Origin of the sequence: Bacillus xiamenensis (genome assembly GCF_001857925.1) — a bacterium.
GTDB classification, from domain to species: domain Bacteria; phylum Bacillota; class Bacilli; order Bacillales; family Bacillaceae; genus Bacillus; species Bacillus xiamenensis.
In genome coordinates, this window is the sequence record NZ_CP017786.1 from 2625820 (window position 1) to 2636410 (window position 10591).

Genomic DNA, 10591 nt, shown 5'->3' on the forward strand with positions numbered 1-10591 from the left:
ACGAATTGTGCAAGGAGAGACCATGTCAGGATGAGTATGTGATTCATAGAAAAACATATCGGCTTGGATACAGTGCATGTATGCAAGTGATTCCACATTCCTACTTCAGTATTAACTGACAGGTTCAAAGGGTCAGAACAACGAATTGTTCACTCTCAGCACAAAGCTCCCCCTGCGGTTATTTAGTTTCAATCTATTATAAATATACTAAAGACCTACAGGATCAACAATAGTGAATTACTGAGAGAACCACTTTTTATATCTATATATAGAAAGAAATGAGGAAAAATAAATTATTTAGAGAAAATACTTGTTTCTTATTTCAAAAGGTGTTATATTTGTATTCGCCGCTGAAACAGCGCGGTTGAGAAATAACATTCGAGAAAAAAGTTATTGACTTCATCTTGATAGAATGTTATATTAATAAAGTCGCCTCTGAGCGATAACGAAAATGATCTTTGAAAACTAAACAAGACAAAACGTACCTGTTAATTCGAGTTTTAATAAAAAAATCCTATGAAACATCATAGGTAGTCAGTCAAACTGACGAGGCAGGAAATGATCACATGCTAAGTTCGCTACATCGTGTAGCAACGCATGTGTGATATGCATCCTGCATACCTCGGAGAGTTTGATCCTGGCTCAGGACGAACGCTGGCGGCGTGCCTAATACATGCAAGTCGAGCGGACAGAAGGGAGCTTGCTCCCGGATGTTAGCGGCGGACGGGTGAGTAACACGTGGGTAACCTGCCTGTAAGACTGGGATAACTCCGGGAAACCGGAGCTAATACCGGATAGTTCCTTGAACCGCATGGTTCAAGGATGAAAGACGGTTTCGGCTGTCACTTACAGATGGACCCGCGGCGCATTAGCTAGTTGGTGAGGTAACGGCTCACCAAGGCGACGATGCGTAGCCGACCTGAGAGGGTGATCGGCCACACTGGGACTGAGACACGGCCCAGACTCCTACGGGAGGCAGCAGTAGGGAATCTTCCGCAATGGACGAAAGTCTGACGGAGCAACGCCGCGTGAGTGATGAAGGTTTTCGGATCGTAAAGCTCTGTTGTTAGGGAAGAACAAGTGCAAGAGTAACTGCTTGCACCATGACGGTACCTAACCAGAAAGCCACGGCTAACTACGTGCCAGCAGCCGCGGTAATACGTAGGTGGCAAGCGTTGTCCGGAATTATTGGGCGTAAAGGGCTCGCAGGCGGTTTCTTAAGTCTGATGTGAAAGCCCCCGGCTCAACCGGGGAGGGTCATTGGAAACTGGGAAACTTGAGTGCAGAAGAGGAGAGTGGAATTCCACGTGTAGCGGTGAAATGCGTAGAGATGTGGAGGAACACCAGTGGCGAAGGCGACTCTCTGGTCTGTAACTGACGCTGAGGAGCGAAAGCGTGGGGAGCGAACAGGATTAGATACCCTGGTAGTCCACGCCGTAAACGATGAGTGCTAAGTGTTAGGGGGTTTCCGCCCCTTAGTGCTGCAGCTAACGCATTAAGCACTCCGCCTGGGGAGTACGGTCGCAAGACTGAAACTCAAAGGAATTGACGGGGGCCCGCACAAGCGGTGGAGCATGTGGTTTAATTCGAAGCAACGCGAAGAACCTTACCAGGTCTTGACATCCTCTGACAACCCTAGAGATAGGGCTTTCCCTTCGGGGACAGAGTGACAGGTGGTGCATGGTTGTCGTCAGCTCGTGTCGTGAGATGTTGGGTTAAGTCCCGCAACGAGCGCAACCCTTGATCTTAGTTGCCAGCATTCAGTTGGGCACTCTAAGGTGACTGCCGGTGACAAACCGGAGGAAGGTGGGGATGACGTCAAATCATCATGCCCCTTATGACCTGGGCTACACACGTGCTACAATGGACAGAACAAAGGGCTGCGAGACCGCAAGGTTTAGCCAATCCCACAAATCTGTTCTCAGTTCGGATCGCAGTCTGCAACTCGACTGCGTGAAGCTGGAATCGCTAGTAATCGCGGATCAGCATGCCGCGGTGAATACGTTCCCGGGCCTTGTACACACCGCCCGTCACACCACGAGAGTTTGCAACACCCGAAGTCGGTGAGGTAACCTTTATGGAGCCAGCCGCCGAAGGTGGGGCAGATGATTGGGGTGAAGTCGTAACAAGGTAGCCGTATCGGAAGGTGCGGCTGGATCACCTCCTTTCTAAGGATATATGGAGCAGTGTGCGTTTTGGTCTTGTTTAGTTTTGAAGGATCATTCCTTCAAAACATGTCTCTAGCGAGACAGGATTGTTCTTTGAAAACTAGATAACAATAAGTAATACATTCACATTGAATGCAATGCAAAGTTCATCACACATAGTGATTCTTTCTAAAGTAAGAAATGGTTAAGTTAGAAAGGGCGCACGGTGGATGCCTTGGCACTAGGAGCCGATGAAGGACGGGACGAACACCGATATGCTTCGGGGAGCTGTAAGCAAGCTTTGATCCGGAGATTTCCGAATGGGGAAACCCACTGCTCGTAATGGAGTAGTATCCATACTTGAATACATAGAGTATGAGAAGGCATACCCGGGGAACTGAAACATCTAAGTACCCGGAGGAAGAGAAAGCAAATGCGATTCCCTGAGTAGCGGCGAGCGAAACGGGAACAGCCCAAACCAAGAGGCTTGCCTCTTGGGGTTGTAGGACACTCTATACGGAGTTACAAAGGAATGATATAAGCGAAGAGGTCTGGAAAGGCCCGCCAGAGAAGGTAACAGCCCTGTAACTGAAATGTCATTCTCTCCAGAGTGGATCCTGAGTACGGCGGAACACGTGAAATTCCGTCGGAATCCGGGAGGACCATCTCCCAAGGCTAAATACTCCCTAGTGACCGATAGTGAACCAGTACCGTGAGGGAAAGGTGAAAAGCACCCCGGAAGGGGAGTGAAATAGATCCTGAAACCGTGTGCCTACAAGTAGTCAGAGCCCGTTAACGGGTGATGGCGTGCCTTTTGTAGAATGAACCGGCGAGTTACGATCCCGTGCAAGGTTAAGCAGAAGATGCGGAGCCGCAGCGAAAGCGAGTCTGAATAGGGCGCATGAGTACGTGGTCGTAGACCCGAAACCAGGTGATCTACCCATGTCCAGGGTGAAGTTCAGGTAACACTGAATGGAGGCCCGAACCCACGCACGTTGAAAAGTGCGGGGATGAGGTGTGGGTAGGGGTGAAATGCCAATCGAACCTGGAGATAGCTGGTTCTCTCCGAAATAGCTTTAGGGCTAGCCTCAAGGTAAGAGTCTCGGAGGTAGAGCACTGATTGGACTAGGGGCCCCTACCGGGTTACCGAATTCAGTCAAACTCCGAATGCCGATGACTTATCCTTGGGAGTCAGACTGCGAGTGATAAGATCCGTAGTCGAAAGGGAAACAGCCCAGACCGCCAGCTAAGGTCCCAAAGTATACGTTAAGTGGAAAAGGATGTGGAGTTGCTTAGACAACCAGGATGTTGGCTTAGAAGCAGCCACCATTTAAAGAGTGCGTAATAGCTCACTGGTCGAGTGACTCTGCGCCGAAAATGTACCGGGGCTAAACGTATCACCGAAGCTGCGGACTGTTCTTACGAACAGTGGTAGGAGAGCGTTCTAAGGGCTGTGAAGCCAGACCGGAAGGACTGGTGGAGCGCTTAGAAGTGAGAATGCCGGTATGAGTAGCGAAAGACGGGTGAGAATCCCGTCCACCGAATGCCTAAGGTTTCCTGAGGAAGGCTCGTCCGCTCAGGGTTAGTCGGGACCTAAGCCGAGGCCGAAAGGCGTAGGCGATGGACAACAGGTTGATATTCCTGTACCACCTCCTCACCATTTGAGCAATGGGGGGACGCAGGAGGATAGGGTAAGCGCGGTAATGGATATCCGCGTCCAAGCAGTTAGGCTGGGAAATAGGCAAATCCGTTTCCCGTGAAGGCTGAGCTGTGATGGCGAGCGAAATATAGTAGCGAAGTTCCTGATTCCACACTGCCAAGAAAAGCCTCTAGCGAGGTGAGAGGTGCCCGTACCGCAAACCGACACAGGTAGGCGAGGAGAGAATCCTAAGGTGATCGAGAGAACTCTCGTTAAGGAACTCGGCAAAATGACCCCGTAACTTCGGGAGAAGGGGTGCTTCTTAGGGTGTTAAAGCCCCGAGAAGCCGCAGTGAATAGGCCCAGGCGACTGTTTAGCAAAAACACAGGTCTCTGCGAAGCCGTAAGGCGAAGTATAGGGGCTGACGCCTGCCCGGTGCTGGAAGGTTAAGAGGAGCGCTTAGCGTAAGCGAAGGTGCGAATTGAAGCCCCAGTAAACGGCGGCCGTAACTATAACGGTCCTAAGGTAGCGAAATTCCTTGTCGGGTAAGTTCCGACCCGCACGAAAGGCGCAACGATCTGGGCACTGTCTCAACGAGAGACTCGGTGAAATTATAGTACCTGTGAAGATGCAGGTTACCCGCGACAGGACGGAAAGACCCCGTGGAGCTTTACTGCAGCCTGATATTGAATGTTGGTACAGCTTGTACAGGATAGGTAGGAGCCTTGGAAACCGGAGCGCTAGCTTCGGTGGAGGCATCGGTGGGATACTACCCTGGCTGTATTGACCTTCTAACCCGCTGCCCTTATCGGGCAGGGAGACAGTGTCAGGTGGGCAGTTTGACTGGGGCGGTCGCCTCCTAAAATGTAACGGAGGCGCCCAAAGGTTCCCTCAGAATGGTTGGAAATCATTCGCAGAGTGTAAAGGCACAAGGGAGCTTGACTGCGAGACCTACAAGTCGAGCAGGGACGAAAGTCGGGCTTAGTGATCCGGTGGTTCCGCATGGAAGGGCCATCGCTCAACGGATAAAAGCTACCCCGGGGATAACAGGCTTATCTCCCCCAAGAGTCCACATCGACGGGGAGGTTTGGCACCTCGATGTCGGCTCATCGCATCCTGGGGCTGTAGTCGGTCCCAAGGGTTGGGCTGTTCGCCCATTAAAGCGGTACGCGAGCTGGGTTCAGAACGTCGTGAGACAGTTCGGTCCCTATCCGTCGCGGGCGCAGGAAATTTGAGAGGAGCTGTCCTTAGTACGAGAGGACCGGGATGGACGCACCGCTGGTGTACCAGTTGTTCTGCCAAGGGCATCGCTGGGTAGCTATGTGCGGACGGGATAAGTGCTGAAAGCATCTAAGCATGAAGCCCCCCTCAAGATGAGATTTCCCATTCCGCAAGGAAGTAAGATCCCTGAAAGATGATCAGGTTGATAGGTCTGAGGTGGAAGCGTGGTGACACGTGGAGCTGACAGATACTAATAGATCGAGGACTTAACCTATATTTAATGTGAAGCATGAACGTTGTTATCTAGTTTTGAGAGAACATTCTCTCCATCAGGTTTGGTGGCGATAGCGAAGAGGTCACACCCGTTCCCATACCGAACACGGAAGTTAAGCTCTTCAGCGCCGATGGTAGTTGGGGGTTTCCCCCTGTGAGAGTAGGACGCCGCCAAGCTTTTCTAAGGATCAGTTCCATTTGGAACTGGTCTTTTTTGTACTTGTTTGACAAGAAAGCTACTTGATTCATATGTTTTATGAATGATTTCATTTCTATACGATTTACTACAAGAGTGTCAGGTGTCTAAAAGCAAGAAGAAAGCCTGGTAAGCATGTTTTTGAACCTCTGACTATGAAAAAAGCAATAGAATAGTAGAGTAGGGTGTATAAGTCTATTTTTTTGAAATAAATAGACAGTGTATCTATCTGCTAAATCTAAGGAATATCTATATCATTAAAGTATAAAGATGATAGGTTGCTCATATTTTGAAGGAATTGCATGTATTTAAAGAGAATATAGAGGAGAGAAGTATAGCTGTTAAACGTTGAATTGAAGCAGTTTTGACAGGGTGAATTAATATCATTTGTTAAAAGAAATACGTAATGAAAAATGAGATAAAATTTTTTTAATATAGCCTTTACAAATGTGTGAAACCTGTATATAATAATCTTTGTCGGATCGAGAGATTCCTACATAGTGGAGGATTAGCTCAGCTGGGAGAGCATCTGCCTTACAAGCAGAGGGTCGGCGGTTCGAGCCCGTCATCCTCCACCATATTTATTCTTACATAATGTTAGGATAGATAAAGCCGGTGTAGCTCAACTGGTAGAGCAACTGACTTGTAATCAGTAGGTTGGGGGTTCAAGTCCTCTTGCCGGCACCACTTTCATATGGTAAGATAGACAAGTCGCTTTAAAAGCGAGCCATTAGCTCAGTTGGTAGAGCATCTGACTTTTAATCAGAGGGTCGAAGGTTCGAGTCCTTCATGGCTCACCATGTTCATGCGGGTGTGGCGGAATTGGCAGACGCGCTAGACTTAGGATCTAGTGTCTTTATGACGTGGGGGTTCAAGTCCCTTCACCCGCATAGCCAAATAACATAAAGAAATCCTGTAATGCGGAAGTAGTTCAGTGGTAGAACACCACCTTGCCAAGGTGGGGGTCGCGGGTTCGAATCCCGTCTTCCGCTTATACCATCCACGCCGGGGTGGTGGAATTGGCAGACACACAGGACTTAAAATCCTGCGGTAGGTGACTACCGTGCCGGTTCAAGTCCGGCCCTCGGCATTATGAAATAAGCGCCCGTAGCTCAATTGGATAGAGCGTTTGACTACGGATCAAAAGGTTAGGGGTTCGACTCCTCTCGGGCGCGCCATTAAGATCGGGAAGTAGCTCAGCTTGGTAGAGCACTTGGTTTGGGACCAAGGGGTCGCAGGTTCGAATCCTGTCTTCCCGACCATCTTTTTATGGGGCCTTAGCTCAGCTGGGAGAGCGCCTGCCTTGCACGCAGGAGGTCAGCGGTTCGATCCCGCTAGGCTCCACTTTCTAAAAAAAATATTTTGATCATGGCGGTGTAGCTCAGCTGGCTAGAGCGTACGGTTCATACCCGTGAGGTCGGGGGTTCGATCCCCTCCGCCGCTATAAAGGACCTTTAGCTCAGTTGGTTAGAGCAGACGGCTCATAACCGTCCGGTCGTAGGTTCGAGTCCTACAAGGTCCACCATCTATACGGAGGAATACCCAAGTCCGGCTGAAGGGATCGGTCTTGAAAACCGACAGGGGTGTCAAAGCCCGCGGGGGTTCGAATCCCTCTTCCTCCGCCATATTTTTAAGAAACCATATCATCGCGGGGTGGAGCAGTTCGGTAGCTCGTCGGGCTCATAACCCGAAGGTCGCAGGTTCAAATCCTGCCCCCGCAACCAAATTTTATTCTTATGTCTATAATGGTCCGGTAGTTCAGTTGGTTAGAATGCCTGCCTGTCACGCAGGAGGTCGCGGGTTCGAGTCCCGTCCGGACCGCCATTTTTAAATGAATACATGGCTCGGTAGCTCAGTTGGTAGAGCAACGGACTGAAAATCCGTGTGTCGGCGGTTCGATTCCGTCCCGAGCCACTTTTACAAATAAATATTGACAGTATGGCGGTTGTGGCGAAGTGGTTAACGCACCAGATTGTGGCTCTGGCACTCGTGGGTTCGATTCCCATCAATCGCCCCATACATATTTTTGCGGGTGTAGTTTAGTGGTAAAACCTCAGCCTTCCAAGCTGATGTCGTGGGTTCGATTCCCATCACCCGCTCCATTTGTATATCGTTCATGGGCCTGTAGCTCAGCTGGTTAGAGCGCACGCCTGATAAGCGTGAGGTCGGTGGTTCGAGTCCACTCAGGCCCACCATGACCTTCCGCAGTAGCTCAGTGGTAGAGCTATCGGCTGTTAACCGATCGGTCGTAGGTTCGAATCCTACCTGCGGAGCCAAATGGAGAAGTACTCAAGTGGCTGAAGAGGCGCCCCTGCTAAGGGTGTAGGTCGCGCGAGCGGCGCGAGGGTTCAAATCCCTCCTTCTCCGCCATTTTTATGGCCCGTTGGTCAAGCGGTTAAGACACCGCCCTTTCACGGCGGTAACACGGGTTCGAATCCCGTACGGGTCATTTTTAAAAGAGATCTTGTGATAGATCTCTTTTTTATTTTAGCCCTTTGTCTTCTTTTCAGCGTGAACTGAAAACCTTTGCAGTCTAGGAAGGACAAGTACCGGCGCGGAGCGAATGTAACATTCGTGAGCACCGGCACGCAGGACTGACAAAGAATGCGAGGGTTTGTCTACACGCTGAAAGACCGCTCTATCGGTCTTTTTCTACATATTCATGGAGTAGATCGTATAAGACAAGTATGTCGCAAAGAATCCCCATAAAACATAAGGAATCAATAAAATTGGAACGATTTTGCTTAGTTTTCGTGAAACGATCACCAGTGCAAGTGCTGTCAGTGCAACAAGCAGGCAGTCAATTGTAGCGGCGAACAAATCCTTTTGTGTAAATTGAAAAAAACTAAAGGCCTGATTGAAAACGTAATTTAAAAGAAAGAGTATCCAGAAGGGGAAAGTGATTTTCTGAAATCCATACTTTCCATATATCATTGCAGCAGATAATGAAATGAGGGCGAATAAGACAGCCCAAACTGCTCCTATCACACCACCACTAGGTGTCCATTCAGGTTTATTTAATGCATCATACCATTCTCTGTCAATGGGGAACAGGAACCCTGCAATAGAAAATAATGCGTATGTAATAAAGAAGACGATAACCGCCCAAATGATACTTTTTTTTGCCATCAAGAATCTCCTCCCAATCTATTCATTCTTCAATTTATTTCCCAATTATTACATGATATAAACATATAGCCCCCAATATGAGGGGACTAATGCTTTTTTTCGGTATAAGGATCTTCTTCGTACGGCTTCAAGTCACCAAACATCGTCATGACGCCTTCTTCATCTAATGCTTCTTCATAGGCTTCATGTGCTTTATTCGGGTATACCTTGCTTGCTTTGCCTTCAATATCAGCAGATGCGAATCCTTCATAGGCTTCCACATCATCTTCATCTTCTGATTGTGTATACACATCATCGTATGTCAGTGGTGGAAATTCCATATCGGACGGAGTATCAGAGTTGCCATAGCGTTCTAGATCCTGATAGGCATCCTCTCCATCGTAGGCGGCACTTTGTTCATTTTCGAATTGCCCTGATGGCGGATTTAATAAATCCTCCTCAATCGGACGGTTTTGTGAAACAGTTTGTTCTTTTGAATGTTCTGTGCATGTGACGGCTGAAGGAAGGGCTTCTAAACGTTCTTTAGGAATAGGAGCGCCACATACCTTACATAGACCATAAGAGCCGTCATCCATTGCTTGAAGTGCTTCGTTGATATCTGACAGATGTTCATGTTCCAAACTGTTTAAGGCAATGTCTTTTCCTCTCTCAAATAGTTCTGTCCCTTGATCACCTGGGTGGTTATCATAGGCTGACAGTTCACCGACTGCATCATAAGGAAATGATACGTTCTGTTCATCGTCATGGCTTTTGGCTTCAATTTCTTGTTTATCCTCAAGAAGGCGCTGCTTCAAATGTTGTAATTCGTCTTTTGACAACAAAGCGATCATCCTTTCATATCAAACATATTGTTAGTATGAGCAATTTTGTATGTAAGACTTGTTCCAATTTGAAGCAATTTCTCATTAAAAAACGCCTGCGGCTGCAGGCGTTTGATGTTATGCGAGATAGTATTGTAAGATCAATGCGATCGTTAACAAGAAACCAAAAAATGTATTGGTTTGTGCTGTCGACTTCATGGCATTCATTAATTCAATCGGTTTTTCTTTTTGCTTAAATTCTTTAATGGCTGTATAAGCTTTTGGCACACTGAGTAAAACAAGAAGACTCCAAAGGCCAACGATATCTGTGAAGATATAAACAAAAATGAGTACATATGATATCAAAAACATGGAAAGAAGAATGTTGACTGCAGCTTTACGTCCAGCCAGGATAGCAAGTGTTTTTCGTCCATTTTCCTTATCACCGTCTAAATCGCGGATATTGTTCGACAGCAAGATGGCACCAACTAAAATGGAGATTGGTAATGAAATGAGCACAGCTTTTGATGTCAGTGTTCCTGTTTGGATATAGAAACTAATTAAAATGATGCCTAACCCCATAAAAGCACCTGACACAAGTTCTCCAAATGGTGTATAAGCAATTGGTACAGGGCCGCCGGTATAAAAATAACCTGCTGCCATACAAATCAGTCCTATGAGTGCAATCCACCAGCTAGACATCATGCAAATATACACCCCAAGTAATAAAGAAAGCGCGAATAATGCATAAGCGAGGCCTAAGACTGTTTTTGGCTTTACACCGTTTCTAACAATTGCTCCGCCGATGCCGACAGATTCCTCATTGTCTAATCCGCGAACATAATCAAAGTACTCATTAAACATGTTCGTTGCAATTTGGATAAACATCGATGCAAATAGCATCGCTAAAAATAGCCCAACATGTATTTGACCACTAGGAAGTGCGAGAACAGTTCCTAACGTAACGGGAATAAATGCCGCTGTTAATGTATGCGGTCGTAGTAAATTCCACCAAATCCGCCAGTTCTTATCAGGCTTCATTGGTGAAAGCTGATCTGATATCGATTGATGCTGCATAAAATATACTCCTTTAAATAAGAAAATACGTACACGTCCAAATTCCAGTTTAGCAAAGTTCAAAAAGGTGTCAATATATTGATGCGATGAAACCTGAAAAAGATGTTTG

Annotated in this window: 3 protein-coding genes, 21 tRNA genes, 3 rRNA genes and 1 riboswitch; of the genes, 24 read left to right on the forward strand and 3 right to left on the reverse strand. The window is 47.5% G+C overall.

From position 1 onward, the window contains the following. Positions 1 to 80 precede the first annotated feature (80 nt). Positions 81 to 183: riboswitch (TPP riboswitch) on the reverse strand. A 436-nt stretch (positions 184 to 619) separates the two neighbouring features. The 24 genes from BK049_RS13300 to BK049_RS13415 all read left to right on the forward strand — a co-directional run bounded on the left by BK049_RS13300 (position 620) and on the right by BK049_RS13415 (position 7925). After that, a 16S ribosomal RNA gene (locus BK049_RS13300) occupies positions 620 to 2168 on the forward strand. A 182-nt stretch (positions 2169 to 2350) separates the two neighbouring features. Continuing rightward, a 23S ribosomal RNA gene (locus tag BK049_RS13305) occupies positions 2351 to 5281 on the forward strand. Between the two features lie 60 nt (positions 5282 to 5341). Next, a 5S ribosomal RNA gene (gene rrf / locus BK049_RS13310) occupies positions 5342 to 5457 on the forward strand. The 16S, 23S and 5S rRNA genes sit together here, the layout of an rRNA operon. Positions 5458 to 5978: 521 nt before the next feature. After that, positions 5979 to 6054, forward strand: a tRNA-Val gene (locus BK049_RS13315). A gap of 33 nt (positions 6055 to 6087) precedes the next feature. Beyond that, positions 6088 to 6163 (forward strand) — tRNA-Thr (locus BK049_RS13320). A 37-nt stretch (positions 6164 to 6200) separates the two neighbouring features. After that, positions 6201 to 6276: transfer RNA gene (locus BK049_RS13325), tRNA-Lys, on the forward strand. 7 nt (positions 6277 to 6283) lie between these two features. Then, positions 6284 to 6366 (forward strand) — tRNA-Leu (locus BK049_RS13330). A 30-nt stretch (positions 6367 to 6396) separates the two neighbouring features. Continuing rightward, a tRNA-Gly gene (locus BK049_RS13335) sits at positions 6397 to 6468 on the forward strand. Positions 6469 to 6480: 12 nt separating this feature from the next. Beyond that, a tRNA-Leu gene (locus BK049_RS13340) sits at positions 6481 to 6566 on the forward strand. A gap of 11 nt (positions 6567 to 6577) precedes the next feature. Beyond that, positions 6578 to 6654, forward strand: a tRNA-Arg gene (locus BK049_RS13345). A 7-nt stretch (positions 6655 to 6661) separates the two neighbouring features. Next, positions 6662 to 6738: transfer RNA gene (locus BK049_RS13350), tRNA-Pro, on the forward strand. 9 nt (positions 6739 to 6747) lie between these two features. Further along, positions 6748 to 6820, forward strand: a tRNA-Ala gene (locus tag BK049_RS13355). 26 nt (positions 6821 to 6846) lie between these two features. After that, positions 6847 to 6920, forward strand: a tRNA-Met gene (locus BK049_RS13360). Between the two features lie 4 nt (positions 6921 to 6924). Then, positions 6925 to 7001 (forward strand) — tRNA-Ile (locus BK049_RS13365). Positions 7002 to 7008: 7 nt separating this feature from the next. Next, positions 7009 to 7101: transfer RNA gene (locus tag BK049_RS13370), tRNA-Ser, on the forward strand. 22 nt (positions 7102 to 7123) lie between these two features. Continuing rightward, a tRNA-Met gene (locus BK049_RS13375) sits at positions 7124 to 7200 on the forward strand. A 23-nt stretch (positions 7201 to 7223) separates the two neighbouring features. Then, positions 7224 to 7300, forward strand: a tRNA-Asp gene (locus BK049_RS13380). 17 nt (positions 7301 to 7317) lie between these two features. Next, positions 7318 to 7390, forward strand: a tRNA-Phe gene (locus BK049_RS13385). A 27-nt stretch (positions 7391 to 7417) separates the two neighbouring features. Next, positions 7418 to 7493, forward strand: a tRNA-His gene (locus tag BK049_RS13390). Positions 7494 to 7504: 11 nt separating this feature from the next. Beyond that, positions 7505 to 7578 (forward strand) — tRNA-Gly (locus tag BK049_RS13395). A 16-nt stretch (positions 7579 to 7594) separates the two neighbouring features. Next, positions 7595 to 7671 (forward strand) — tRNA-Ile (locus BK049_RS13400). A gap of 6 nt (positions 7672 to 7677) precedes the next feature. Further along, a tRNA-Asn gene (locus BK049_RS13405) sits at positions 7678 to 7752 on the forward strand. 3 nt (positions 7753 to 7755) lie between these two features. After that, positions 7756 to 7846 (forward strand) — tRNA-Ser (locus tag BK049_RS13410). A gap of 7 nt (positions 7847 to 7853) precedes the next feature. Beyond that, positions 7854 to 7925: transfer RNA gene (locus BK049_RS13415), tRNA-Glu, on the forward strand. 203 nt (positions 7926 to 8128) lie between these two features. On the opposite strand, the gene BK049_RS13420 is transcribed toward BK049_RS13415, so the two are convergent. The 3 genes from BK049_RS13420 to BK049_RS13430 form a co-directional block, all read right to left on the reverse strand. Continuing rightward, a complete protein-coding gene (locus BK049_RS13420) occupies positions 8129 to 8605 on the reverse strand; it encodes a TspO/MBR family protein (protein WP_008360700.1) in 477 nt (158 codons plus the stop codon). An 86-nt stretch (positions 8606 to 8691) separates the two neighbouring features. After that, complete coding sequence (locus BK049_RS13425) at positions 8692 to 9426, reverse strand: TraR/DksA C4-type zinc finger protein (protein ID WP_071168729.1); 735 nt, start codon at positions 9424 to 9426, stop codon at positions 8692 to 8694. Positions 9427 to 9543: 117 nt separating this feature from the next. Continuing rightward, positions 9544 to 10482, reverse strand: coding sequence for a 1,4-dihydroxy-2-naphthoate polyprenyltransferase (locus tag BK049_RS13430; RefSeq protein ID WP_008360696.1), 939 nt, complete (start codon positions 10480 to 10482; stop codon positions 9544 to 9546). Between the last annotated feature and the right edge of the window lie 109 nt (positions 10483 to 10591).

Bases quoted from the DNA above. Each gene is read 5' to 3' on its own strand.
- BK049_RS13420 (WP_008360700.1), bottom strand. From the start codon at position 8,605: ATGGCAAAAAAAAGTATCATTTGGGCGGTTATCGTCTTCTTTATTACA.
- BK049_RS13430 (WP_008360696.1), bottom strand. From the start codon at position 10,482: ATGCAGCATCAATCGATATCAGATCAGCTTTCACCAATGAAGCCTGAT.